Source organism: Pseudomonas sp. R3.Fl (assembly GCF_023516765.1).
Lineage (GTDB): Bacteria > Pseudomonadota > Gammaproteobacteria > Pseudomonadales > Pseudomonadaceae > Pseudomonas > Pseudomonas citronellolis.
In genome coordinates, this window is sequence record NZ_JAMGSO010000001.1 from 5,470,200 (window position 1) to 5,494,881 (window position 24,682).

Genomic DNA, 24,682 nt, shown 5'->3' on the forward strand with positions numbered 1-24,682 from the left:
TCAGTCCTTGGGCTTTTCGCCGGTTGGGGCGTCGTGCATGTGGCGGGCCAGGAACACGCCCTGGCCGATCAGGAAGAGCAGGGTCATGCCCAGGCTGCCGAACACCTTGAAGTCCACCCAGAAACGCTCGAAGGTGAAGGCGACGAACAGCTGGACGCAGCCGCAGAACACGAAGAACAGAACCCAGGCCAGGTTCAGGCGCTGCCAGATCGGTTCCGGCAGGTGCACGGCATGGCCCATGATGCGCTGGATCAGCGGCCGGCGGTCGCCCACCAGGGTGCTGCCGAGGAAGCCCAGGGCGAACAGCCAGTTGACCACCGGGGCCTTCCACTTGAGGAAGGTCTCGCTGTGGAAGGCCAGGGTCATGCCGCCGAACACCAGGCAGGCGGCCAGGGTCAGCCACTGGCCCTTGTCCAGCTTGCGCTGCTTGATCAGCAGCGCGCCGTAGACCACCACCGAGGAGGCGATCAGCACCGCCGTGGCGCTGTAGATGCCGCCCAGGCTGAAGGAGTGTCCGGCGAGTTCGACCGTGCGCGGGTCCAGCTTGTAGACGATGAAGAACAGGATGAGGGGGATGAAATCGATGAATTGCTTCATTACGGCAGCCAGAGCCCAGTTGTGGCGGCATAATACCAACCTGCGGAAGAACTGAAATAGTCACCCGTCTCGTGCCGTTGCGCTCGCACGCCGTGAATCGCCGCCGCGCAGCGTCTATACAGAAGTAAAACCCGTCCCGGTATGCCCATGCGTGTCGACCTGCATTGCCATAGCACCGCCTCCGACGGCCAGCTGCCGCCCGCCGCCGTGGTGGCCCGCGCGCACCAGCGCGGCGTACGCCTGCTCGCCCTGAGCGACCACGACACCCTGGAAGGTTTGCCCGAGGCGCGCGCCGCCGCCGAGGCGCTGGGGGTGACCCTGGTCAACGGCGTGGAGCTGTCCTGCACCTGGGGCGGGGCGACCATCCACGTCCTGGGTTACGCCTTCGACAGCGCCGCCGAGCCACTGGTTCGCGCCCTCGATGACCTGCACCGCGGGCGCTGGGCGCGAGCCGAGGAGATCGGCCGGCGCCTGGAAGCCAAGGGCATGCCCGGCGCCTTCGAGGGCGCGCGGGCCGTCCAGCGCGAGCTGGGCGACAGTGAAAATGCCCCGGCGCGCCCACACTTCGCCGAGTTCCTGGTGCGCGCCGGTCACGTCGCCGAGCGCGCCGAAGCCTTCCGCAAGTGGTTGGGCGCCGGCAAGCTGGGCGACGTCAAGCAGCACTGGCCGAGCCTCGCCGAGGCGGTGGGCACCCTGCGCGCGGCGGGCGCCTGGGTCAGCCTGGCGCACCCCTACCAGTACGATTTCACCCGCACCAAGCGGCGCAAGCTGATTGCCGACTTCATCGACGCCGGCGGCCACGCCATCGAAGTGGTCAACGGCCTGCAGCCGGCCGAGCAGGTCGGCGTGCTGAGCATCCTGGCCCGCGAATTCGGCCTGCTGGTCAGCGCCGGCAGCGATTTCCACGGCCCCAGCGACTGGTCGGAGCTGGGGCTGTACCGGCCCGTGCCGGACGACCTTCCGCCCTTGTGGACGCGCTTCGCCGGCGCGGCCCGGGCCCTCGAGGAGACTTCATGAGCCAGTTCTTCCAGGTCCACCCGGAAAACCCCCAGCCACGCCTGATCAAGCAGGCGGTGGAGATCGTCCGCCAGGGCGGGGTGATCGCCTATCCCACCGACTCCTCCTACGCCCTGGGCTGCCGCCTGGGCGAGAAGGGCGCGGTGGAGCGCATCCGCCGGCTGCGCAAGCTCGACGACAAGCACAACTTCACCCTGGTGTGCCGTGACCTGTCCGAGCTGGGCCTGTACGCCAAGGTCGACACCCGCCTGTTCCGCCTGCTCAAGGCCCACACGCCGGGGCCCTACACCTTCATCCTCGACGCCACCCGCGAGGTGCCGCGCATGCTGCTGCACCCCAAGCGCCGCACCATCGGCCTGCGCGTGCCGGCCTGCCCGATCGCCCAGGCGCTGCTGCAGGAGCTGGGCGAGCCGCTGATGAGCGTGAGCCTGATCATGCCCGGCGAGACCGAGCCGATGAGCGACCCCTATGAAATGCGCGGCGCGCTGGAACACCAGGTGGACCTGGTGCTGGACGGCGGCTACGGCGGCGTCGAGGCTTCCACGGTGATCAACCTCACCGGCGAGGAGCCGGAGGTGGTGCGCGTCGGCTGCGGCGACCCGGCCCCCTTCGAGGCCTACGCCTGAAGCGCTCTTCCATACTGCCGCCCTTGCCGAGGTCCCGCGCTTGAGCAATGTCGAATCCCAGCGCCGTGTGCTGTCCGGCATGCGCCCCACCGGGCGCCTGCACCTGGGCCACCTGCACGGCGTGCTGCGGAACTGGGTGCGCCTGCAGCACGAGTACGAATGCTTCTTCTCCATCGTCGACTGGCACGCCCTGACCACCGAGTACGATGACGTCGGGCCGATCCGCCAGCACGTCCGCGACATGGCCGTGGACTGGCTGGCGGTGGGCGTCAGCCCCAGCGCCGCGACCCTCTTCATCCAGTCCCAGGTGCCCGAGCACGCCGAGCTGCACCTGCTGCTGTCGATGATCTGTCCGCTGCCCTGGCTGGAGCGGGTGCCGACCTACAAGGAGCTGCAGGAAAAGCTCGGCCACAAGGACCTGTCGACCTACGGCTTCCTCGGTTACCCGCTGCTGCAGGCGGCGGACATCCTGGTCTACCGCGCCGGCCTGGTGCCGGTGGGCTCGGACCAGCTGGCCCACGTCGAGTTCGCCCGCGAGGTGGCGCGGCGCTTCAACCACCTCTATGGCGGCGAGGTGGACTTCGAGGACAAGGCCCAGGCCGCCGTCGCACGCCTGGGCAAGAGGACCTCGAAGCTCTACAGCAGCCTGCGCAAGGCCTGGCAGGAACAGGGCGACGAGGATGCCCTGGAAACCGCGCGGGCACTGCTCAAGGAGCAGCAGAACCTGACCCTCGGCGACCGCGAGCGGCTGTTCGGCTACCTCGAAGGCAGCAGCCGCGTGCTGCTGCCCGAGCCGCAGACGCTGGTCGGCAGCACCTCGCGCATGCCGGGGCTGGACGGGCAGAAGATGTCCAAGTCCCACGACAACACCATCAGCCTGCGCGAAAGCCCGGCGGAAGTGGAGGAGAAGATCGCGCGCATGCCCACCGACCCGGCGCGGGTGCGGCGCAACGACCCGGGCGACCCGCAGCGCTGCCCGGTGTGGCAGTGGCACCTGATCTACTCCGACGACGCCTGCCGCCAGTGGGTGCAGGAGGGCTGCAGCAGCGCCGGCATCGGCTGCCTGGACTGCAAACGGCCGCTGATCGAGTCGATCAACCAGGAACTGGCGCCGATCCGCGAGCGCGCCCAGGACTACGAGGACAACCCTGAACTGGTGCGCAGCATCCTCGCCGAGGGCGCCGAACACGCCCGCGAGGCGGCGCGCGAGACCCTGGTGGAAGTGCGCCAGGCCATGGGGCTGGTGTACCGCTAGGTTGCCCGGTATTGCGGACAAAATCCTGCGTTGCAGGCGAGCATGGCTTTTCGTAGGAGCGAGCTTGCTCGCGAACAAACGCGGTGCCATGCGGTTCGCGAGCAAGCTCGCTCCTACAGGGAAATGGCGTGGGTGGGGCAGCGTAGGAGCGGATCTCATCCGCGAATCGCGCCGGCGGTTCCGGCTATCGCGGACAAGGTCCGCTCCTACGGGGGAGGAATACCGTGCAACCTGTAGGAGCGGGCCCTGCCCGCGATTCGCGCGCAGGGCGCGCTCCTACAGGGGATGGTGTGGGTGGGCGCCATTCCGTCCAATTCCCTCACCATCGCCGCTGAAAAGCAGGGATAATGCCGCTCTGAGCCCGCCCCGCCCGACGAGAGGCCGATGAGCGACCTGAACGAGCCGCAAACCCCGCCCAGCCCCGCCGAATATCGCGAACCGGTGCAGCTGGCGCTCGTCTATGGCGAGGCGGTCACCGAGCTGCCCCAGGACCTGTACATCCCGCCGGACGCCCTGGAGGTCTTCCTCGAAGCCTTCGAAGGCCCGCTCGACCTGCTGCTGTACCTGATCCGCAAGCAGAACATCGACGTCCTCGACATTCCGGTGGCGGAAATCACCCGCCAGTACATGACCTACGTCGAGCTGATGAAGTCGGTGCGCCTGGAGCTGGCCGCCGAATACCTGGTGATGGCCGCCATGCTCGCCGAGATCAAGTCGCGCATGCTGCTGCCGCGCTCGGCCGAGGCCGAGGAGGACGAGGAAGACCCGCGCGCCGAGCTGATCCGCCGCCTGCAGGAATACGAGCGCTTCAAGCAGGCCGCCGAGGACCTCGACGGCCTGCCGCGCCAGGGCCGCGACTACGTGGTGCCGACCGTGGCGGCGCCGGAGGCCAAGGCGCGCAAGCTGTTGCCGCAGGTGGACATGCAGGAGCTGATGCTGTGCATGGCCGAGGTGCTGCGCCGCGCCGACCTGTTCGAGAGCCACCAGGTGACCCGCGAGATGCTCTCCACCCGCGAGCGCATGAGCGAAATCCTCGAACGCCTCAAGGACGCCGGCTTCGTGCCCTTCATCGAGCTGTTCAGCGTCGAGGAAGGCCGCCTGGGCGTGGTGGTGACCTTCATGGCGGTGCTGGAACTGGTCAAGGAACAACTGGTGGAGCTGGTGCAGAACCAGGCCTTCGCGCCCATCCACGTGCGCGCCCGGATCGAGGTGGAGGAGGGCGCAGCGCCGCTCGAGGAGCTGGAAGAGGGCGACGAGGGCGTCTTCGAGCCGGTCGAGGCGCCGGCGCCGGAGCCGACCTTCGAGGACGGCGGCTTCGACGAGACGGCGGACGCCGAGGACTTCGACGAAGAGCCGCTCTGAGCCGCCGGCGTTGCCCTGGCGCCGCGCATTGAGTAGTTTTCCCGCCAGACCGGCGATTCCCGCAACCCGAACCGAGCGACCCGATGAACCTCTCCGACCCCCACGAACTGGCGACCCTGCTCGAAGGCATCCTGCTGGCTTCCGGCCGGCCGCTGTCGCTGGAGCGCCTCGGCGAGCTGTTCGAGGAGGCCGAGCGCCCGGAGCCGCAGCAATTCCGCGACGCCCTGGCGATCCTGTCGCTGTCCTGCGCCGGGCGCGCCTTCGAACTCAAGGAAGTGGCCAGCGGCTACCGCCTGCAGATCCGCGAGCCGCTCTCACCCTGGGTCGGCCGGCTATGGGAGGAGCGCCCGCAGCGCTACTCCCGCGCGCTGCTGGAAACCCTGGCGCTGATCGCCTACCGCCAGCCCATCACCCGCGGCGAGATCGAGGACATCCGCGGCGTGGCGGTGAACACCCAGATCGTCAAGACGCTGATGGAGCGCGAGTGGATCCGCATCGTCGGCTACCGCGAGGTGCCGGGGCGCCCGGCGATGCTCGCCACCACCCGCACCTTCCTCGACTACTTCAACCTCAAGAGCCTGGAAGAGCTGCCGCCGCTGGCCGAGCTGCGCGAGATGGAAGCCGAGCCGGAAGACGTGCAACTGGTGCCGGTCCACCTGCCCAGCCCGATCCTCGATGAGGACTACGTGCCGGCATCCATCCAGGCCCTGGCCGACCAGGCGCTGCGCGAGGCCGGCGAGGAGCCGGAAGCCGCGCCGCCGGAGGAGAAGCCCGAGGAAACCAGCTTCCGCAGCCTGCTGGCCGAACTGGACGAGATGGAGCAGGGCCTGAAGACCGACTTCGACGACCTGATCGAACCGCCGCCGGTCGCCGAAGCGGACGCCGTGGACGACCCAGCAGCGGCCGAAGAAGCCCCTCCGGCAGCGCCCGACGACGCCGTCGAGGTAGCCCCGGAACCCGCCGCAGAGCCCGCCGCGCCGGCGCCCGAGGCCGAGGAATACGACGAGGAGCGCGCCCTGGCCGAGGCCATGCGTGAGGAACTCGAGGCCATGGCCAGGGAACGCGACCACTGATCCGCGCGTCCGAAAGTCGGGGGCGCCGCCCCTGAAAGCTTTCAACCGTTGACTTCCATCGCGCGCGGGACGACCTTATGTGCCGCGCCGCACGGGCGCCGGCGGCAGCACCTGGGGGAGCCGCCGGAACAGCGCCGGGCATGGCCGTCATCGATCCTTCCAACATTCAACAGTCGGCCGCCGCCCTGGCGCGGGCCACTGAGTGCGCATACATAATGAAGAGAACACACCTCTGCCTCGGCCTCCTGCTGGGGTTGAACAGCGTTTCCCTGTTCGCTGCCGAGGGGCCGGCGGTTCCGCTGCCGGGGCAGTCCAAGGACGCCTTCATCAGCCAACTGATGCAGCAGATGACGCAGGACGAGAAGATCGGCCAACTGCGCCTGGTCAGCGTCGGCCCCGAGCATCCCAAGCCGGTGCTGCTGGAAGAGATCAAGACCGGCAATACCGGCGCCATCTTCAACACCGTGGTCCGCCCGGGCATCCGCGACCTGCAGGACGCGGCCATGCGCAGCCGCCTGAAAATCCCGCTGTTCTTCGCCTACGACGTGGTCCACGGCCATCGCACCGTGTTCCCCATCGGCCTGGGCCTGGCCGCCAGCTGGGACATGGACGCGGTCGCTACCAGCGCGCGCATCGCCGCTCTGGAAGCCAGCGCCGACGGCCTCAACCTGACCTACTCGCCCACCGTCGATATCGCCCGCGACCCGCGCTGGGGGCGCGTGTCCGAAGGCTTCGGCGAGGACACCTACCTGGTCAGCCGCATCGCCGGGACCGTGGTCAAGGCCTACCAGGGCAAGGGCCTGGACCAGCCGGGCACCATCATGGCCGGGGTCAAGCACTTCGCCCTGTACGGCGCCGGCGAAGGCGGGCGCGACTACAACACCGTGGACATGAGCCTGCCGCGCATGTTCCAGGACTACCTGCCGCCGTACCGCGCGGCCATCGACGCCGGCGCCGGCGCGGTGATGGTCTCGCTGAACAGCGTCAACGGCGTGCCGGCCACCGCCAACAAGTGGCTGCTGCAGGACGTGTTGCGCAAGCAGTGGGGCTACAAGGGCGTGCTGCTCAGCGACCATGGCGCGGTGATGGAGCTGATCAAGCACGGCGTCGCCGGCGAACCGCGCGAGGCCGCGCGCCTGGCGATGACCGCGGGCGTCGAGATGAACATGAACGACGACCTCTACGGCAAGGAGCTGCCGGAGCTGCTCAAGACCGGGGCCATCACCCAGGCCGACATCGACCGCGCCTGCCGCGACGTGCTGGCGGCCAAGTGGGACATGGGCCTGTTCAAGGACCCGTACCGCTACCTGCAGGGCGCCGACCCGCTCGACACCGACGCCGAAAGCCGCCTGCACCGCGCCGAGGCCCGCGACGTGGCGCGCCGCGGCATGGTGCTGCTGAAGAACGAAGGCGACGTGCTGCCGCTCAAGCGCGGCGGCACCATCGCCCTGGTCGGCCCGCTGGCTGACAGCAAGCGCGACGTGATGGGCAGCTGGTCCGCCGCCGGCAAGGCCTTCCAGGCGGTGACCCTGCTCGAAGGCATGGGCCACGCCACCCGCGGCAAGGCCGCGCTGCTGTACGCGAAGGGCGCCAACGTCACCAATGACGAAGAGATCATCAAGTACCTCAACGAATACAACGAGGACGTGAAGATCGACCCGCGCAGCCCGCAGGCAATGATCGACGAGGCGGTGGCCAAGGCCAGGCAGGCCGACGTGATCGTGGCGGCGATCGGCGAGGCCCAGGGCATGGCCCACGAGGCATCGAGCAAGACCAACTTGCACATCGCCCAGAGCCAGTACGACCTGCTCAAGGCGCTGAAGGCCACCGGCAAGCCGCTGGTGCTGGTGCTGATGAATGGCCGCCCGCTGGACCTGCGTTGGGAAACCGCGAACGCCGACGCGGTGCTGGAGACCTGGTTCAGCGGCACCGAGGGCGGCAACGCCATCGCCGACGTGCTGTTCGGCGACTACAACCCCTCGGGCAAGCTGCCGATGACTTTCCCGCGCTCGGTGGGGCAGATCCCGATCTACTACAACCACCTCAACACCGGCCGCCCGTTCGACCACGAGCACCCGAACAAGTACACCTCGCGCTACTTCGACTCGCAGAACGGCCCGCTGTACCCCTTCGGCTACGGCCTGAGCTACACCCGCTTCAGCGTTTCCGACGTGCAGATGTCCAGCCCGAAGCTGCACAAGGGTGACACCCTGAAGGCGTGGGTGACGGTGAAGAACACCGGCAAGCGCGCCGGCGAGACCGTGGTGCAGCTGTACCTGCGCGACGAGGTGGCTTCCATCAGCCGTCCGGTGAAGGAGCTCAAGGGCTTCCGCAAGGTCATGCTGCAGCCGGGCGAGTCGAAGGTGGTGGAATTCCCGATTCGCGAGGAAGACCTGCGCTTCTACGACAGCAACCTGCGCTACGCCTCGGAACCGGGCGAGTTCAAGGTGATGATCGGCCTGGACTCGGATGATGTGAAGGAAGGCCAGTTCACCCTGCTCTGAGCCGGCTTGCCGAACCACGACATCGCCCTGATTGGCCCGGCCAATCGGGGCGATGTCTTTTCTGCGTTGGACCTTTCGTCGCCTGTGCCTTCAAGTAGGCCCGGCGCACCCCCATGGTGGAGGTGTGCGGAACGCACCGGGAGGCCCTGTGAAAGATCCCTGCATCAAGGTCTGCGAATTCGACGACGGCGTCTGCCGCGGCTGCGGCCGCAGCCGCGCCGAGGTCAAGGCCTGGAAAAAACTCGACAAGCCCGAACGCCTGGCGGTGCTGGCCGAAGCCGACATGCGCCTGCTGGTGCTGCAGGCGCAGGGGCGGCGCAAATACCGCTAGCGGTGACAGGGAAGCACGGGCGTAGGAGCGGACTCCGTCCGCGATTGGATTCACCCGCCACGCCGGATGCCCCGGTGGCACGGCGGCGGCGTATAACCGCGAACGTTTATCCGCCCTGCGGTTCTGTTCGCGAGCAAGCTCGCTCCTACGAAGAGCGGCTTGGCACGGCCTTGCAGGCTGGCTCTGTACTTGCCGCCGCTCAGGACGGCCCCCTCTCCCTTCAGGGAGAGGGCTGGGGAGAGGGAACGGAGTTCGCCCGGACAAGGGAATCATCTCCTACGGTTCAGGGAAGCACGGGCGTAGGAGCGGACTCCGTCCGCGATGGGATCCACCGGTCACACCGGACGCCCCGGTGGCACGGATGGCGGCGGATAACCGCGAACGGTTATCCGCCCTGTGGTTCTGTTCGCGAGCAAGCTCGCTCCTACGAAGAGCGCCTTGGCACGGCCTTGCAGGCTGACTCTGTACTTGCCGTCCGCACCGGACGGCCCCCTCTCCCTTCAGGGAGAGGGTTGGGGAGAGGGAGCGGAGTTCGCCCAAACAATGGGGTCTCCGGTAAGGCACCCGCCGCAAAGGCCGATGGACGCCAGCTATCAATTCCCCCTGGACAGGAAAAGGCCCACGACACTCGCGGAACCAGGGCCTTCAGCGAGAGCCGGGCTCTGATGTTAAGTGGCGCCAACCTCAACCGAGCCACCAGGAGCCCCGATGAACGAATCCCACTGCTGCCCGCACCATGCACCCGAGGACCCGCGCCGCCGCGCCCTGCTCAAGGGCGGCGCCGGCCTCGCCGCCCTCGGCCTGCTCGGGGCCGCCGGCTGGCTGGGCGCGCCGGGCCAGGCCCATGCCGCTGCGCTGGGCAAGGCCGAGCGCGACGCCCTGACGCCCGACCAGGTCATCGAACGCCTGCGCCAGGGTAACCGGCGCTTCCGCAGCGGCCAGGCATCGCAGCATGACTACCTGGCACAGAAGCGCGCCAGCCGCGACGGCCAGTATCCGGCGGCAGTGATCCTCAGCTGCATCGACTCCCGCGCGCCGGCGGAAATCCTCTTCGACCTCGGCATCGCCGACACCTTCAACACCCGCGTGGCGGGCAACGTGATCAACGCCGATCTGCTCGGCAGCCTGGAATACTCCTGCGCGGTGGCCGGCGCCAAACTGGTGCTGGTCATGGGGCACACCGGCTGCGGCGCGATCAAGGGCGCCATCGACGATGCCCGGCTCGGCCACCTGACCGGCCTGCTGGACAAGATCGAGCCGGCCGTCGCCGCAACGCCCTATGACGGCGAGCGCAACGCCAGAAATGCCGCCTTCGTCGATGCCGTGGCCAGGACCAACGTGCGCCTCACCCTCGAACACATCCGCAAGGAGAGTGAGGTGCTGGCCCAGCTGGAGCGGGAAGGGCGGATCAAGCTGGCCGGGGCGCTCTATCACCTGAACGGCGGCGAGGTCGAGTTCTTCGCCTGAGTTCGTTCGCAGCGGCGGGGCGCAAGGCCCTGCCGCCTTCTGCGCCGCCACGCCTCAGGCCGGTGCGCGCCACAGCGCCAGGGCGTTGTCCAGCATGCGGTTGGAGAAGCCCCATTCGTTGTCGTACCAGGCCATGACCTTGAGCAGCCGGCCGCTGACCTTCGTGTGGTTGGCGTCGAAGATGGCCGAGCGCGGGTCGTGGTTGAAGTCCACCGAGACCAGCGGCTGGCTGTTGTAGCCGAGGATGCGCGAGCCCTGGCTGGCTATCCTGAACAACTGGTTGACCTCCTCGACCGTGGTGTCGCGGCCGACCTGCACGGTCAGGTCTACCAGCGAGACGTTGATCACCGGCACCCGCACCGCAAGGCCGGTGAGCTTGCCGGCCAGCTCCGGCAGCACCAGGCCCACCGCCTCGGCGGCGCCGGTGCGCGTGGGGATCATCGACTGGGTGGCCGAGCGCGCGCGGTAGACATCGCTGTGGTACACGTCGGACAGGCTCTGGTCGTTGGTGTAGGCGTGTATGGTGGTCATCAGGCCCTGTTCGATGCCCAGCTCGCGGTGCAGCACCTGGGCCACCGGGGCCAGGCAGTTGGTGGTGCAGGAGGCATTCGAGATGATCTGGTGCGAGGCGCGCAGCAGCTCGTGGTTGACGCCATGGACGATGGTGGCGTCGACGCCGGCCCCCGGCGCCGAGACGATCACCTTGCGCGCGCCGGCGGCCAGGTGCGCGGCGGCCTTGTCGCGCCGGGTGAAATGTCCGCTGCACTCCAGGACGATATCGACGTCCAGGCCTTTCCAGGGCAACTGCGCCGGCTCGCGCAGGGCCGTGACGGCGATGCGGTCGCCGTTCACCGTGAGGCTCTCGTCGTCGTGCTCGACCTGCCCGGGGAAGCGCCCGTGGACGCTGTCGTACTGCAGCAGGTGGGCGTTGATGGCGGCGTCGCCGAGGTCGTTGATGGCCACCACTTCGAGCTGTTGGCGGTAGTCGGCGGTATAAAGGGCGCGGAGGACGTTGCGGCCGATGCGGCCGAACCCGTTGATCGCCAGGCGAATGGTCATGGAGGTCGTCTCTTTTGTGTTTTTGTGGTAAAAACCATTAAATTTTTTCGTCAAACAAAAGTAAATATCCTTTAACCGATGATTATGTTGTAAAAACAACAATCGTTAGTCTGCAGGAGAATGCTGCCATGCACCCGCGCGTGCTCGAAGTCACCCGTCGCATCCAGGAACGCAGCGCCGCCACCCGCCAGCGCTACCTCGCCATGGTCAAGGCCGCCGCCACCAAGGGCCCGCACCGCGGCACGCTGCCCTGCGGCAACCTGGCCCACGGCGTGGCCGCCTGCGGCGAGCACGACAAGCAGGCGCTGCGCCTGATGAACCAGGCCAACGTCGGCATCGTCTCTGCCTATAACGATATGCTCTCGGCGCACCAGCCGCTGGAGCGCTTCCCAGAGCTGATCAAGGACGCCCTGCGCGAGATCGGCTCGGTGGGCCAGTTCGCCGGCGGCGTGCCGGCCATGTGCGACGGCGTGACCCAGGGCGAGCCGGGCATGGAGCTGTCCCTGGCCAGCCGCGACGTGATCGCCATGGGCACCGCCATCGCGCTGTCCCACAACATGTTCGACGCCGCGCTGTGCCTGGGCGTGTGCGACAAGATCGTCCCCGGCCTGCTGATCGGCGCGCTGCGCTTCGGCCACCTGCCGGTGGTGTTCGTCCCCGCCGGGCCCATGCCCACCGGCATCTCCAACAAGGAGAAGGCCGCGGTGCGCCAGCTCTACGCCGAAGGCAAGGCCAGCCGCGAGGAACTGCTGGTCTCGGAGATGGCCTCCTACCACGCCCCGGGCACCTGCACCTTCTATGGCACCGCCAACACCAACCAGCTGCTGGTGGAAGTGATGGGTCTGCACCTGCCGGGCGCCTCCTTCGTCAACCCGAACACCCCGCTGCGCGACGAGCTGACCCGCGAGGCCGCGCGCCAGGCCAGCCGCCTGACCCCGGAGAACGGCCAGTACGCGCCCATGGCCGAGGTCATCGACGAGCGCGCCATCGTCAACTCGGTGGTGGCCCTGCTGGCCACCGGCGGCTCCACCAACCACACCCTGCACCTGCTGGCCATCGCCCAGGCCGCCGGCATCCAGCTGACCTGGCAGGACATGGCCGAGCTCTCCGAGGTGGTGCCGCTGCTGGCGCGCATCTATCCCAACGGCCAGGCCGACATCAACCACTTCCAGGCCGCCGGCGGCATGTCCTTCCTGATCCGCCAGCTGCTCGACGGCGGGCTGCTCCACGAAGACGTGCAGACCGTGGTCGGCAAGGGCCTGCGCCGCTACCTGCAGGAACCCTTCCTCGACGGCGGCAAGCTGGTCTGGCGCGAGGGCCCGGCCGACAGCCTGGACGAGGACATCCTGCGCCCGCTGTCGCGCCCGTTCTCCGCCGAGGGCGGCCTGCGCCTGATGGAGGGCAACCTCGGCCGCGGCGTGATGAAGGTTTCCGCCGTGGCCGCCGAACACCAGGTGGTCGAGGCGCCGGTGCGCATCTTCCACGACCAGGCCAGCCTGGCCGCGGCCTTCAAGGCCGGCGAGCTGGAGCGCGACCTGGTCGCCGTGGTGCGCTTCCAGGGCCCGCGCTTCAACGGCATGCCCGAGCTGCACAAGCTGACTCCGTTCCTCGGCGTGCTGCAGGACCGCGGCTTCAAGGTGGCGCTGGTCACCGACGGGCGCATGTCCGGCGCCTCCGGCAAGGTGCCGGCGGCGATCCACGTGTCCCCGGAAGCCAGCGCCGGCGGCCCGCTGGCGCGCCTGCGCGACGGCGACGTGGTGCGCGTCGACGGCACCACCGGCGAGCTGCGCGTGCTGGTCGACGCCGCCGAATGGCAGGCCCGCCCGCTGGCGCCGCTGCCCGAGGACGACGGCAGCGGCATGGGCCGCGAGCTGTTCGCCTTCATGCGCCAGTCGTTCAGTTCCGCGGAGCAGGGCGCCTGCGCCTTCACCGCCGAGCTGGACAGCTTGCGGTAGGGGCTATGCTTGGCGGAGCATTCGCCTCCCGGAACCCGCTCAAACCTTTCAGTTGCCCGAGCTTGCGATGAATTCCAACAACAAATCCCAAGCACCGACCGGCATCGCGCTGGTCGGCGACATCGGCGGGACCAACGCCCGCTTCGCCCTCTGGCGCGAGCAGCGCCTGGAGGCCATCGAGGTGCTGGCCTGCGCCGACTACCCGCGCCCGGAAGACGCCGTGCTGGAGTACCTGCAGCGCGTCGGCCAGCCGCTCGGCGCCATCCATAGCGTCTGCCTGGCCTGCGCCGGGCCCGTGGGCGATGCCGACTTCCGCTTCACCAACAACCACTGGGTCATCAGGCGCGAGGCCTTCCGCGCCGAGCTGGGCCTGAACCACCTGCTGCTGGTCAACGACTTCAGCACCATGGCCTGGGCCGCCTCGCGCCTGGGCGGCGAGGACCTGGTGCAGGTGCGCGACGGCCAGGCCCTGCCGGGCCGCGCCAAGCTGATCATCGGCCCCGGCACCGGCCTGGGCGTCGGCAGCCTGGTGCCGCTGCCCGGCGGCGGCTGGGACGTGCTGCCCTGCGAGGGCGGCCACGTCGACCTGCCGGTGACCGGCGAGCGCGACTTCGCCATCTGGCAGCAGCTGCGCGAGAAGTACGGCCACGTCTCGGCCGAGCGCGCGCTCTCCGGCAGCGGCCTGGAGAACATCTACCAGGCCAGCTGCAAGGTCGACGGCATCGAGCCGCTGGCGCTCTCCGCGGCGCAGATCGGCGAGCGCGCCCTGGCCGGCGACGCCTACTGCGACGCGGTGCTGGAGCACTTCTTCGTGTGGCTGGCGCGGGTCGCCGGCAACGCGGTGATGACGGTCGGCGCCCTGGGCGGCGTGTACATCACCGGCGGCATAGTCCCGCGCTTCCTCGAACGCTTCCAGCGCAGCGGCTTCGCCGAGGCCTTCTGCACCCGCGGCAAGACCAGCGGCCCCTACCTGAGCCAGGTGCCGGTATGGGTGATGACCGCCAGCCATCCGGGCCTGTTCGGCGCCGGCGTGGCTCTGGAGCAGGCGCTGCAGGCAAAAGCCTGAACGACCAACGGCAACCACTAGAACAACAACAAGGGATGCCCCGTGAACGCACCCGCCAAATCCATCCTGCTGGTGGATGACGACCAGGAAATCCGCGAGCTGCTGGAAACCTACCTGAGCCGCGCCGGCTTCCAGGTGCGCAGCGCCGCCGACGGCGCGGCCTTCCGCCAGGCATTGCTGGAAGAGGAGGCCGCCCTGGCCATCCTCGACGTGATGCTGCCCGACGAGGACGGCTTCAGCCTGTGCCGCTGGATCCGCTCGCACCAGCGCCTGGCCTGCATGCCGGTGATCATGCTCACCGCCAGTTCCGACGAAACCGACCGGGTGATCGGCCTGGAGCTGGGCGCCGACGACTACCTGGGCAAGCCCTTCAGCCCGCGCGAGCTGCTGGCGCGGATCAAGGCCCTGCTGCGCCGCGCGCAGTTCGCCCAGGTGCGCGGCGGCGAGGTGCTGGCCTTCGACGACTGGCGCCTGGATACGGTCAGCCACCGGCTGTTCCACGAGGACGGCGAGGAGTTCTTCCTCAGCGGCGCCGACTTCGCCCTGCTCAAGCTGTTCCTCGACCACCCGCAGCAGATCCTCGACCGCGACACCATCGCCAACGCCACCCGCGGCCGCGAGGTGCTGCCGCTGGAGCGCATCGTCGACATGGCGGTCAGCCGCCTGCGCCAGCGCCTGCGCGACACCGGCAAGGCGCCGCGGCTGATCCAGACCGTGCGCGGCAGCGGCTACCTGCTGGCGGCGCAGGTCCGCCCGCACCTGGGGCTGTGATGGGCGAGCGGCGGCGCTGGCCGCTGGTCCCGCGTTCGCTGCTGGGGCGCATGCTGCTGCTGACGCTGCTGGCGATCCTCGTCGCCCAGGGCCTGTCCAGCCTGTTCTGGCTCTCGCACCTGCGCTCCAGCCAGCGCGAGGGCCTGCTCACCAGCTCGCGCAGCCTGGCCTATTCCATGGCCGCCAGCGTCAGCTACTTCCGCTCGCTGCCCATCGGCTACCGCCCGCTGGTGCTGGACCAACTGCGCAGCATGGGCGGCACGCGCTTCTTCGTCTCGCTCAACGAGCGCCCGCTGCAGATGCAGAGCCTGCCGGACACGCCGAACAAGCAGGCGGTGCTGGACATCGTCCGCGACGTGCTGCAGCAGAAGCTGGGCAAGGACGTGGAGCTGGAAGTGGAGTTCGTCGCCCCGGACGACCTGCGCCTGTTCAACAGCCAGCTGAAGCTGGAGGAGCTGCCGCGCTCCTGGGCCCACTACGCGCTGACCCTGGAGCCGGTGAACCCGCCGGTGCTGGTGACGCAGATCCGCATCGGCGAGAACGAATGGCTCTACATCGCCAGCCTGATGCCGGCGCCCTACGTCAGCCTGGAGCCAGAGGCGCTGCAGCCGCAGCAACTGCTCTCCATCGGCCTGACCAGCCTGTTGCTGCTGCTCTTCGCTGGCCTGTTGGTGCACCAGCAGAGCCGCCCGCTGAAGCGCCTGGCCCGCGCCGCCCGCGAAGTCGCCCTGGGCAGCCCGGCGGCGCCGCTGGAAGAGCGCGGCGCCCGCGAGCTGGTGGAAGTCAGCCGCGCCTTCAACACCATGCGCGAGAGCATCGACCGCTACCTCAGCGAGCGCGGCCAGCTGTTCAGCGCCATCTCCCACGACCTGCGCACGCCCATCACCCGCCTGCGCCTGCGCGTCGAACTGCTCGACGACGAGCCGCAGCGCGACAAGCTCAACCAGGACCTCGACGAGCTGGAACTGCTGGTCAAGGGTGCCCTGCAATGCGTGAAGGACACCGACATCCACGAGAACATCGAGCCGGTGGACGTCAACCAGCTGCTACAGCACGTCGCCGGCCCCTACCTGGCCGACGGCCGCGTGAAGCTGCTGGGGGAGGCGGGCGAACCCTATCCCGGCAAGCCCCTGGCCCTGCGCCGCTGCATCGGCAACCTGCTGGACAACGCCCTGAAGTACGGCGAGCGCGCGCAACTGCAGGTCGAGGACGGCCCGGAAGCGCTGCTCGTGCACGTCGACGACGAGGGGCCCGGGGTGCCGGAGCAGCGCCTGGAGCAGGTGTTCGAACCGCGGGTGCGCCTGTCGCAGCGGGGGCAGGGGTATGGGTTGGGGCTGGGGATCGCGCGGAATATCGCGCACACCCATGGTGGGGAGGTGAGTTTGCAGAATCGGCGGGAAGGGGGGCTGAGGGTGACCTTGCGGTTGCCCAGGTTGGTGGTCGAGTAAAGACGCTTCCTTTCCTCAGCTCAGAAGGTTCCGGCGTGCTCCATGATTGCGCCTTGCAGAGGACAGCCCCCTCTCTCTTCAGGGAGAGGGTTGGGGAGAGGGGCTCTTCAACCAAGGCCGAGTAACTTCCCTGATCTCACAAAAAAGGAGATCAAGGATGTCCCCCTCATACCGAGACTTCTCCCGCCAACTCCGCAAGGACCAGACCGACGCTGAACGCGCCCTGTGGCAACAACTCCGTGCCTACCGCTTCATGGAGCTGAAGTTCAAGCGCCAGAAAGTGGTAGGCCACTACATAGTCGACTTCATCTGCCTGGAAAGAATGCTGGTGATCGAACTGGACGGCGGCCAGCACCTGGGCTCTGTTACCGATCTGGAGCGGGACGCCTGGCTCTGCGCCCGAGGTTTCCAGGTGCTACGGTTCTGGAATCATGATGTGCTGTCGAAGATGGATTCGGTGCTGGAGGCGATACGCTTAACGCTCGATTCGAGTCCGCAACCCTCTCCCCAGCCCTCTCCCTGAAGGGAGAGGGGGCCGTTCGGAGTGAAGTGAAGCGATGGCGCTCGCCGGCAACACCTTGCTATCAGGATGACGCCGAACATATAGCCCCTCAGGACCAGCCCCTCTCCTTGACGGGAGAGGGGGCAGTTCGGAGTGAAGCGAGGCGATGGCGCTCGCTGGCAACATTCGACTATCAGGATGACTCAGGACATATAGCCCCTCAGGACCAGTCCCCTCTCCCTTCAGGGAGAGGGCTGGGGTGAGGGGCTCTCGGCTCTTCAACCCCAACCCGACCAACCCCCAAATGTCACCACCCCGTGACAATCCCCCATCCCTTCGTTACCCGGAGCAGGAAATGCCTTGGATAGACTCGGACTACCGCAAGCGCAGACTTGCCCCGAATAACAAGAACAGGTCCTTCCCCATGAATGCGCTCCGCCGCCTTTCCGCCGCTGTCTGTCTGTCCTCGCTCTATCTCGCCACCCCGGCCCACGCTGGCGAAGTCGAAGTCCTGCACTGGTGGACTTCCCCCGGCGAGGCGCGCGCCGCCGAAACCCTGAAGAAACTCGTCCAGGCCAAGGGCCACACCTGGAAGGACTTCGCCGTCGCCGGCGGCGGTGGCGAGGCCGCCATGACCGTGCTGAAGACCCGCGCCGTGTCCGGCAACCCGCCGGCCGCCGCGCAGATCAAGGGGCCGGACATCCAGGAGTGGGGCCAGCTCGGCCTGCTCGCCGACCTCAACCAGGTCGCCGCCGAGGGCAGGTGGGACCAACTGCTGCCGCCGCAGGTGGCGCAGGTCATGAAGTACCAGGGCGACTACGTCGCCGTGCCGGTCAACGTGCACCGGGTGAACTGGCTGTACATCAACCCCGAGGTCTTCAAGAAGGCCGGCGCCACGCCGCCGACCACCCTCGACGAGTTCTTCGCCGCCGCCGACAAGCTCAAGGCCGCCGGCTTCGTGGCCCTGGCCCACGGCAGCCAGCCCTGGCAGGACGGCACCCTGTTCGAGAACCTGGTGCTCAGCAAGATGGGTCCGGACGGCTACCGCAAGGCCTTCGTCGAGCAGGACAAGGCCACCCTCACCGGGCCGCAGATGGTCGAGGTGTTCAGCGCGCTGAAGAAACTGCGCGGCTACATCGACGCCGACGCCGCCGGGCGCGAGTGGAACGTCGCCACCAGCATGGTCATCAACGGCAAGGCCGGCATGCAGATCATGGGCGACTGGGCCAAGAGCGAGTTCACCGCCGCCAGCAAGGTCGCCGGCAAGGACTACCAGTGCCTGCCGTTCCCCGGCACGCAGAAGGACTTCGACTACAACATCGACTCCCTGGTGATGTTCAAGCTGAGCAACGCCGAGAACCGCAAGGCCCAGGAAGACCTGGCCCGCGCGGTGCTCGACCCCTCGTTCCAGAAGGACTTCAACCTGGCCAAGGGCTCCATCCCGGTGCGCCTGGACGCCGACATGGCGCCCTTCGACGCCTGCGCCCAGCAGTCGATGAAGGACTTCAAGGCGGCCTCCGCGGCCGGCAACCTGGTGCCGAGCATGGCCCACAGCATGGCCGCCTCCAGCTACGTGCAGGGCGCCATCTTCGACGTGGTGACCAACTTCTTCAACGACCCCTCCGCGGACCCGCAGAAGGCTGCCCAGCAGCTCTACGCGGCCATCGAGGCGGCGGCGCAGTAAGCCGCGCGGCGCCTTCCGCCAGGCGCCGCCCCACTCCCAGCCGACCCACTCCGGGCCATCGCCATGGCCCGGACGGCTTCACTCGCACCCGGGAAGACCCATGGCGACAGAAAACCCCACCTTCACCCCCGCGGCGGCCCCGCGCGCCTCGCTGCTCGACGGCCTGCAGCGCTGGCTGCCGAAACTGGTGCTGGCCCCGAGCATGCTCGTGGTGCTGGTCTGCGTGTACGGCTACATCGGCTGGACGCTGCTGCTGTCCTTCACCAACTCGCGCTTCATGCCCAGCTACAGCTGGGCCGGGCTCGGGCAGTACCTGCGCCTGTGGGACAACGACCGCTGGTGGGTGGCCAGCCGCAACCTGCTGCTGTTCGGCGGCCTGTTCATCGTCATCTGCCTGCTGCTCGGGGTGTTCCTCGCCGTGCTGCTGGACCAGCGCATCCGCCGCGAGGGCTTCATCCGCACCGTCTACCTGTACCCCATGGCGCTGTCGATGATCGTCACCGGCACCGCCTGGAAGTGGCTGCTCAACCCCGGCCTGGGCCTGGACAAGCTGCTGCGCGACTGGGGCTGGACGGGCTTTCGCTTCGACTGGCTGGTGGACCCGCAGCGCGTCGTCTACTGCCTGGTGATCGCCGCCGTGTGGCAGGCCTCGGGCTTCGTCATGGCGCTGTTCCTCGCCGGCCTGCGCGGCGTCGACCCGGCCATCGTGCGCGCCGCCCAGGTGGACGGCGCGAGCCTGCCGACCATCTACCTGCGCATCGTCCTGCCGAGCCTGCGCCCGGTGTTCTTCAGCGCGCTGATGATCCTCGCGCACATCGCCATCAAGAGCTTCGACCTGGTCGCCGCCATGACCGCCGGCGGCCCCGGCTACTCCTCCGACCTGCCGGCGATGTTCATGTACGCCCACACCTTCACCCGCGGCCAGATGGGCCTGGGCGCGGCGAGCGCGATGCTGATGCTCGGCGCGGTGCTGGCCATCGTCGTGCCCTACCTGTATTCCGAACTGCGAGGCAAGCGCCATGCGTGACGCGACCTTCAAGCCCAGCCTCGGCCGCCTGGCGGTCCACGCCACCCTCTGGGGCGCCGTGGCGTTGTACCTGATCCCGTTGCTGGTGATGCTGCTGACCAGCTTCAAGAGCCCCGAGGACATCCGCAACAGCAACCTGCTGGCGCTGCCGGAGGTGTTCACCCTGATCGGCTGGGTGAAGGCCTGGGGCGCGGTGGGCGACTTCTTCTGGAACTCGGTTCGCATCACGGTGCCCGGCGTGCTGATCTCCACCTTCATCGGCGCGCTGAACGGCTACGTGCTGTCCATGTGGCGCTTCCGCGGCTCGCAGCTGTTCTTCGGCGCGCTGCTGTTCGGCTGCTTCCTGCCGTTCCAGGTGATCCTCCTGCCGATGTCCTTCACCCTCGGCAAGCTGGGCCTGGCCAACACCACCACGGGCCTGGTGATGGTCCACTGCATCTACGGCCTGGCCTTCACCACGCTGTTCTTCCGCAACTACTTCGTGGCCATCCCTGATGCCCTGGTGAAGGCCGCGCGGCTCGACGGCGCCGGCTTCTTCACCATCTTCACGCGCATCCTCCTGCCGATGTCCACGCCCATCGTCATGGTCTGCCTGATCTGGCAGTTCACCCAGATCTGGAACGACTTCCTCTTCGGCGTGGTGTTCGCCAGCGGCGACGCCCAGCCGATCACGGTGGCGCTGAACAACCTGGTGAACATCAGCACCGGGGTCAAGGAATACAACGTCGACATGGCCGCGGCGATGATCGCCGCGCTGCCGACGCTGATCGTCTACGTACTGGCTGGAAAGTATTTCGTGCGCGGCCTGACCGCCGGCGCGGTCAAGGGGTAATCGGACATGGCAACACTCGAACTGCGCAACCTGCACAAGTCCTACGGCGGCGGCCTGGCGGACACCCTCAAGTCCATCGACCTGGCGATCGAGTCCGGCGAGTTCCTGATCCTGGTCGGCCCCTCCGGCTGCGGCAAGTCCACGCTGATGAACTGCATCGCCGGCCTGGAGGACATCAGCGGCGGCGCCATCCTGGTGGATGGCCGCGACATCAGCGGCATGAGCCCGAAGGACCGCGACATCGCCATGGTGTTCCAGTCCTACGCGCTGTACCCGACCATGACGGTGCGCGAGAACATCGCCTTCGGCCTGAAGATCCGCAAGCTGCCCCAGGCGGCCATCGACGAAGAGGTGGCGCGGGTGGCCAAGCTGCTGCAGATCGAGCACCTGCTGCAGCGCAAGCCCTCGCAGCTCTCCGGCGGCCAGCAGCAGCGCGTGGCCATGGGCCGGGCGCTGGCGCGGCGGCCGAAGATCTACCTGTTCGACGAGCCGCTGTCGAACCTCGACGCCAAGCTGCGGGTGGAGATGCGCACCGAAATCAAGCTGATGCACCAGCGCCTGAAGACCACCACGGTCTACGTCACCCACGACCAGATCGAGGCCATGACCCTCGGCGACAAGGTGGCGGTGATGAAGGACGGCATCGTCCAGCAGTTCGGCACCCCGCAGCAGATCTACAACGACCCGGCCAACCTGTTCGTCGCCAGCTTCATCGGCTCGCCGCCGATGAACTTCATCCCGCTGCGCGTGCAGCGCCAGGGTAGCCGCCTGGTCGGCCTGCTGGACAGCGGCCAGGACCGCTGCGAGCTGCCGCTGGAGCTGGACGCCGAAGTGGCCGAGGGCCGCGAGCTGATCCTCGGCGTGCGTCCGGAACAGATCGGCGTGGCCGAGAACGGCAACGGCCTGGTGGACGTGCGCGCCGAGGTCGAGGTGCTGGAGCCCACCGGCCCGGACACCCTGGCCTTCGTCACCCTCAACGGCGCCAAGGTCTGCTGCCGCCTGGCCCCGGACGCCGCGCCGGCCCTGGGCTCGACCCTGCAACTGCGCATGGACCCGGCGCGGGTACTGCTGTTCGACACGGGCAGCGGCGAGCGCCTGCGCAAGGCACCGGGCGGGGCGGGGGAGGCCAAGGTCACCCCGCTGGCCCGGCACAAGCACTGAACGCCGCAAGGCATTTCACCAACGAGGACGTCAGCAATGCATAAGAACAACAAGATCCGGCCCGCCCTGGGCTGCCTGCTCGCCCTGGGCGCCGTCGGCCTGAATGGCCTGGCCTGCGCCGATGAGGCCTTCTCCGCCGATTCGAAATGGGGCCTGGGGGATTGGGGCGGCACCCGCAGCGAGCTGCTGGAGAAGGGCTACGACTTCAAGCTGGACTACGTCGGCGAGGCCGCGGGCAACCTGCACGGCGGCTACAACGACGACAAGACCGCGCGCTACACCGACCAGTGGGCGCTGGGCACCCACCTGGACCTGCAGAAGATCCTCGGCTGGCATGGCGCCGAGTTCCAGCTGACGGTGACCGAGCGCAGCGGCAACAACCTCTCCAACGACCGTATCAGCGATCCGCGCGCCGGCCAGCTCAGCTCGGTGCAGGAAGTCTGGGGCCGCGGCCAGACCTGGCGGCTGACGCAGATGTGGTACAAGCAGACCTTCCTCGACGACGCCCTGGACATCAAGGTCGGCCAGTTCGGCGAGGGCGAGGACTTCAACAGCTTCCCCTGTGACTTCCAGAACCTGGCCTTCTGCGGCTCGCAGGTGGGCAACTGGGTGGGCGGCATCTGGTACAACTGGCCGGTGGCGCAGTGGGCGCTGCGGGTGAAGTACAACTTGAGCCCGGAGTTCTTCGTGCAGGTCGGCGCCTACGAGCAGAACCCCTCGAACCTGGAGACCGGCAACGGCTTCAAGCTCAGCGGCAGCGGCACCAAGGGCGCGATCCTGCCGGTGGAGCTGGTGTGGTCGCCGAAGGTCGGCGGGCTGCCGGGCGAATACCGCCTGGGCTACTACTACAGCACCGCCAAGGCCGACGACGTCTACGAGGACGTCAACGGCCAGCCCCAGGCGCTGACCGGCAACGCCTTCAAGTCCCACGGCAGCAAGCACGGCTGGTGGGTGGTGGCGCAGCAGCAGGTCACCGCGCACAACGGTGACGCCTCGCGCGGCCTGAGCCTGTTCGCCAACTTCACCGTGCATGACCAGGCGACCAACAGCGTCGACAACTACCAGCAGGTCGGCATGGTCTACAAAGGCCTGTTCGATGCCCGGCCGAAGGACGACATCGGCCTGGCGGTGGCGCGCATCCACATCAACGACGACGTGACCAAGCACCAGAAGCAGATCAACGAGGTCGCCGGCCTCGACGACTACGACAACCCGCTATTCCAGCCTGTGCAGCACAGCGAATACGACGCCGAGCTGTACTACGGCGTGCACGTGACCAACTGGCTGACGGTGCGGCCGAACCTGCAGTACATCAAGCATCCCGGCGGCGTCTACGAGGTGGACAATGCCCTGGTCGCCGGCCTGAAGATCCAGTCCAGCTTCTGATGCGCCAAACGACTCGCTCCTGAGGTGCTGCTGTACTTGGCCCGCCCGCCATCACCGGGGCGGGCTTTTTGTTCGTAGGGCGGATAACCGTTCGCGGTTATCCGCCGATACGCCGGGGCCACAGCCAACGCCCAGGCCACCCTGGGAGCCGCCGGGCAGCGAGGCTAGACGGCGGATAACGCCGTAGGCGTTATCCGCCCTACGTGGCTGACACCTCTATTACCCCGTCATTCCCGCGAACGCGGGAACCCAGCGGCTTTCGTGGTCCGGTTCGCGAGCAAGCTCGCTCCTACGGGGGCTTATTGCTCCCGCGGACGAAAAAATCCGGACATGTGACTGGGGTTCTATGCTTTTCAGGTAGAATCTGCGCTTTTTTCACCAACGTGTAGTAAAACTACATAGATGTCATGCCCCGGGAGCGTCCGGGAAGGGATTGATTCAGGACCTCCGGACAATGCTCGAGCATCCGCTGCAGCGCTTCTTCCATTCCATGCGTGCCAAGCGTCCCTTCGACTGGGTGCGCTTCCAGCGCCGCGACCTGCTGCTGATCGATCACCCCCTGTGCCAGGCGGTCTTCAGCCGCCAGGGCGCGCAGTTGCTGCATTTCCGCCCCCAGGGCGAGCGTTCCATGCTGTGGTGTTCCAGCCAGTGGCCGGCGCTGAGCACGGCGCCCATCCGCGGCGGCATCCCGGTGTGCTGGCCGTGGTTCGGCAGCCACCCCAGCGAGCCCGACTGGCCGCCCCACGGCTGGGCCCGCCAGCGCGAATGGCGCCTGCTCGACGCCCACGCCGACGAGAGCCTGGTGCAGGTGAGCTGGCAACTGGACATCGAGGACTGGCACGTGCGCCTGGACGCGCGCCTGGGCCGCGAGCTGGAAATGGAACTGTCCAGCTACCACGAGGACGACAGCGACTGTCTGTTCAGCTTCGCCCTGCAACCCTACTGGCGCATCGGCTCGTTGCGCCGCAGCGTGGTCCACGGCATGGAGCTGGAGGGCGGCCAGCGCCCGGCGGCGCCGCTGCCCAACACCTGGACGCCGCGGGGCGCGGTCAAGCAGGTGCTGTACAACACCGGCGCGCTGGTGCTGGAAGACGCCGGCTGGCAGCGCCGCCTGCGCATCGACAAGAACGCCGCCGCCGGCAGCGTCATCTGGCACCCCGGCAGCCGCGCGGTGGAGCAGGTGGAGCCGGGCGAGGCCGACCGCTTCCTGTGCATCGGCGCCGCCGGCTACCGCCCCGGCGGCCTGATCCTGGCCCAGGGCGAGCGCATGCGCCTGCGGCTGAAGGCCGGGTTGGTCTGACGGTTTCCGCTGCACGGGGCTTGAGCGTAGGAACAACGGTCTTGCCGACTGCGCCAAGGCGCTCTTCGTAGGATGGGTTGAGCTTGCGATACCCATCGAACCATGGTGATGGGTATCGCTTCGCTCAACACCATCCTACGACGGTGCTCCTCCTGCCATGTAGGAGCGGACTCCGTCCGCGATCGGCCGATCCCCTGCGCCGAAATCGCGGATGAATCCGCTCCTACGATCGTGCCTCCCTGGAGCTATAGGAGCGGGC

General features: G+C 68.0%; 21 protein-coding genes. 19 read left to right on the plus strand and 2 right to left on the minus strand.

All coding sequences use genetic code 11. The features are described from left to right. Complete coding sequence (locus M8R19_RS24170; RefSeq protein WP_009620899.1) at window positions 1-597, minus strand: septation protein A; 597 nt, start codon at window positions 595-597, stop codon at window positions 1-3. A gap of 147 nt (window positions 598-744) precedes the next feature. Between M8R19_RS24170 and M8R19_RS24175 the strand changes: the two genes are divergently transcribed. The 8 genes from M8R19_RS24175 (at window position 745) to M8R19_RS24210 (ending at window position 10,232) form a co-directional block, all read left to right on the plus strand. Further along, complete coding sequence (locus tag M8R19_RS24175; RefSeq protein WP_074976779.1) at window positions 745-1,614, plus strand: PHP domain-containing protein; 870 nt, start codon at window positions 745-747, stop codon at window positions 1,612-1,614. Then, on the plus strand, window positions 1,611-2,240 hold the full coding sequence (locus M8R19_RS24180) for an L-threonylcarbamoyladenylate synthase (protein ID WP_074976301.1): 630 nt from the start codon (window positions 1,611-1,613) through the stop codon (window positions 2,238-2,240). The genes M8R19_RS24175 and M8R19_RS24180 overlap by 4 nt, the downstream gene beginning before the upstream one ends. A gap of 40 nt (window positions 2,241-2,280) precedes the next feature. After that, on the plus strand, window positions 2,281-3,495 hold the full coding sequence (locus M8R19_RS24185) for a tryptophan--tRNA ligase (RefSeq protein WP_074976299.1): 1,215 nt from the start codon (window positions 2,281-2,283) through the stop codon (window positions 3,493-3,495). Between the two features lie 384 nt (window positions 3,496-3,879). Continuing rightward, window positions 3,880-4,857, plus strand: coding sequence for a segregation and condensation protein A (locus M8R19_RS24190; protein ID WP_074976296.1), 978 nt, complete (start codon window positions 3,880-3,882; stop codon window positions 4,855-4,857). An 83-nt stretch (window positions 4,858-4,940) separates the two neighbouring features. Then, the gene (gene scpB, locus M8R19_RS24195) at window positions 4,941-5,930 is read left to right on the plus strand and encodes an SMC-Scp complex subunit ScpB (RefSeq protein WP_074976294.1); all 990 of its coding nucleotides are present in this window, start codon (window positions 4,941-4,943) and stop codon (window positions 5,928-5,930) included. Between the two features lie 215 nt (window positions 5,931-6,145). Beyond that, a complete protein-coding gene (gene bglX / locus M8R19_RS24200; protein WP_074976777.1) occupies window positions 6,146-8,434 on the plus strand; it encodes a beta-glucosidase BglX in 2,289 nt (762 codons plus the stop codon). A gap of 148 nt (window positions 8,435-8,582) precedes the next feature. Beyond that, window positions 8,583-8,765 (plus strand): DUF1289 domain-containing protein, encoded by a 183-nt coding sequence (locus tag M8R19_RS24205; protein ID WP_074976291.1) that lies wholly within the window; start codon window positions 8,583-8,585, stop codon window positions 8,763-8,765. Between the two features lie 708 nt (window positions 8,766-9,473). Further along, a complete protein-coding gene (locus M8R19_RS24210; RefSeq protein WP_074976288.1) occupies window positions 9,474-10,232 on the plus strand; it encodes a carbonic anhydrase family protein in 759 nt (252 codons plus the stop codon). A 54-nt stretch (window positions 10,233-10,286) separates the two neighbouring features. Here the strand turns inward: M8R19_RS24210 and gap are convergent, their stop codons facing one another. Further along, complete coding sequence (gene gap / locus M8R19_RS24215; protein ID WP_249919153.1) at window positions 10,287-11,291, minus strand: type I glyceraldehyde-3-phosphate dehydrogenase; 1,005 nt, start codon at window positions 11,289-11,291, stop codon at window positions 10,287-10,289. A gap of 128 nt (window positions 11,292-11,419) precedes the next feature. On the opposite strand from gap, the gene edd reads away from it, so the two are divergent. From edd to M8R19_RS24270, 11 genes are all read left to right on the plus strand, one after another. Then, window positions 11,420-13,246, plus strand: coding sequence for a phosphogluconate dehydratase (gene edd / locus M8R19_RS24220; protein ID WP_116425672.1), 1,827 nt, complete (start codon window positions 11,420-11,422; stop codon window positions 13,244-13,246). A gap of 67 nt (window positions 13,247-13,313) precedes the next feature. Next, window positions 13,314-14,312, plus strand: a complete 999-nt coding sequence (locus tag M8R19_RS24225; RefSeq protein WP_249919154.1) for a glucokinase — start codon at window positions 13,314-13,316, stop codon at window positions 14,310-14,312. A gap of 42 nt (window positions 14,313-14,354) precedes the next feature. After that, a complete protein-coding gene (locus M8R19_RS24230; RefSeq protein WP_249919155.1) occupies window positions 14,355-15,083 on the plus strand; it encodes a response regulator in 729 nt (242 codons plus the stop codon). Further along, a complete protein-coding gene (locus tag M8R19_RS24235) occupies window positions 15,083-16,531 on the plus strand; it encodes an ATP-binding protein (RefSeq protein WP_249919156.1) in 1,449 nt (482 codons plus the stop codon). The genes M8R19_RS24230 and M8R19_RS24235 overlap by 1 nt, the downstream gene beginning before the upstream one ends. 157 nt (window positions 16,532-16,688) lie before the next feature. Next, window positions 16,689-17,054, plus strand: coding sequence for an endonuclease domain-containing protein (locus tag M8R19_RS24240; protein WP_249919157.1), 366 nt, complete (start codon window positions 16,689-16,691; stop codon window positions 17,052-17,054). A 403-nt stretch (window positions 17,055-17,457) separates the two neighbouring features. Beyond that, window positions 17,458-18,717 (plus strand): ABC transporter substrate-binding protein, encoded by a 1,260-nt coding sequence (locus M8R19_RS24245; protein WP_249919158.1) that lies wholly within the window; start codon window positions 17,458-17,460, stop codon window positions 18,715-18,717. Window positions 18,718-18,817: 100 nt separating this feature from the next. Further along, complete coding sequence (locus M8R19_RS24250) at window positions 18,818-19,744, plus strand: carbohydrate ABC transporter permease (RefSeq protein WP_051878441.1); 927 nt, start codon at window positions 18,818-18,820, stop codon at window positions 19,742-19,744. Next, on the plus strand, window positions 19,737-20,576 hold the full coding sequence (locus M8R19_RS24255; protein ID WP_058488833.1) for a carbohydrate ABC transporter permease: 840 nt from the start codon (window positions 19,737-19,739) through the stop codon (window positions 20,574-20,576). Before M8R19_RS24250 ends, M8R19_RS24255 begins: the two co-directional genes overlap by 8 nt. Window positions 20,577-20,582: 6 nt before the next feature. Then, window positions 20,583-21,737 (plus strand): ABC transporter ATP-binding protein, encoded by a 1,155-nt coding sequence (locus tag M8R19_RS24260; RefSeq protein WP_074976267.1) that lies wholly within the window; start codon window positions 20,583-20,585, stop codon window positions 21,735-21,737. Between the two features lie 36 nt (window positions 21,738-21,773). Continuing rightward, window positions 21,774-23,123, plus strand: a complete 1,350-nt coding sequence (locus M8R19_RS24265) for a carbohydrate porin (protein ID WP_249919159.1) — start codon at window positions 21,774-21,776, stop codon at window positions 23,121-23,123. A gap of 454 nt (window positions 23,124-23,577) precedes the next feature. Beyond that, a complete protein-coding gene (locus M8R19_RS24270; RefSeq protein ID WP_009620929.1) occupies window positions 23,578-24,423 on the plus strand; it encodes a D-hexose-6-phosphate mutarotase in 846 nt (281 codons plus the stop codon). Window positions 24,424-24,682 lie beyond the last annotated feature (259 nt).

What these genes read in the sequence shown, in the direction of transcription:
- M8R19_RS24240 (WP_249919157.1), top strand. Translation starts at nt 16,689, where the DNA reads ATGTCCCCCTCATACCGAGACTTCTCCCGCCAACTCCGCAAGGACCAG.
- M8R19_RS24260 (WP_074976267.1), top strand. Translation starts at nt 20,583, where the DNA reads ATGGCAACACTCGAACTGCGCAACCTGCACAAGTCCTACGGCGGCGGC.
- M8R19_RS24255 (WP_058488833.1), top strand. Translation starts at nt 19,737, where the DNA reads ATGCGTGACGCGACCTTCAAGCCCAGCCTCGGCCGCCTGGCGGTCCAC.
- M8R19_RS24250 (WP_051878441.1), top strand. Translation starts at nt 18,818, where the DNA reads ATGGCGACAGAAAACCCCACCTTCACCCCCGCGGCGGCCCCGCGCGCC.
- bglX (WP_074976777.1), top strand. Translation starts at nt 6,146, where the DNA reads ATGAAGAGAACACACCTCTGCCTCGGCCTCCTGCTGGGGTTGAACAGC.
- M8R19_RS24245 (WP_249919158.1), top strand. Translation starts at nt 17,458, where the DNA reads ATGAATGCGCTCCGCCGCCTTTCCGCCGCTGTCTGTCTGTCCTCGCTC.
- gap (WP_249919153.1), bottom strand. Translation starts at nt 11,291, where the DNA reads ATGACCATTCGCCTGGCGATCAACGGGTTCGGCCGCATCGGCCGCAAC.
- edd (WP_116425672.1), top strand. Translation starts at nt 11,420, where the DNA reads ATGCACCCGCGCGTGCTCGAAGTCACCCGTCGCATCCAGGAACGCAGC.
- M8R19_RS24235 (WP_249919156.1), top strand. Translation starts at nt 15,083, where the DNA reads ATGGGCGAGCGGCGGCGCTGGCCGCTGGTCCCGCGTTCGCTGCTGGGG.
- M8R19_RS24225 (WP_249919154.1), top strand. Translation starts at nt 13,314, where the DNA reads ATGAATTCCAACAACAAATCCCAAGCACCGACCGGCATCGCGCTGGTC.
- M8R19_RS24270 (WP_009620929.1), top strand. Translation starts at nt 23,578, where the DNA reads ATGCTCGAGCATCCGCTGCAGCGCTTCTTCCATTCCATGCGTGCCAAG.
- M8R19_RS24265 (WP_249919159.1), top strand. Translation starts at nt 21,774, where the DNA reads ATGCATAAGAACAACAAGATCCGGCCCGCCCTGGGCTGCCTGCTCGCC.
- M8R19_RS24190 (WP_074976296.1), top strand. Translation starts at nt 3,880, where the DNA reads ATGAGCGACCTGAACGAGCCGCAAACCCCGCCCAGCCCCGCCGAATAT.
- scpB (WP_074976294.1), top strand. Translation starts at nt 4,941, where the DNA reads ATGAACCTCTCCGACCCCCACGAACTGGCGACCCTGCTCGAAGGCATC.
- M8R19_RS24210 (WP_074976288.1), top strand. Translation starts at nt 9,474, where the DNA reads ATGAACGAATCCCACTGCTGCCCGCACCATGCACCCGAGGACCCGCGC.
- M8R19_RS24175 (WP_074976779.1), top strand. Translation starts at nt 745, where the DNA reads ATGCGTGTCGACCTGCATTGCCATAGCACCGCCTCCGACGGCCAGCTG.
- M8R19_RS24180 (WP_074976301.1), top strand. Translation starts at nt 1,611, where the DNA reads ATGAGCCAGTTCTTCCAGGTCCACCCGGAAAACCCCCAGCCACGCCTG.
- M8R19_RS24170 (WP_009620899.1), bottom strand. Translation starts at nt 597, where the DNA reads ATGAAGCAATTCATCGATTTCATCCCCCTCATCCTGTTCTTCATCGTC.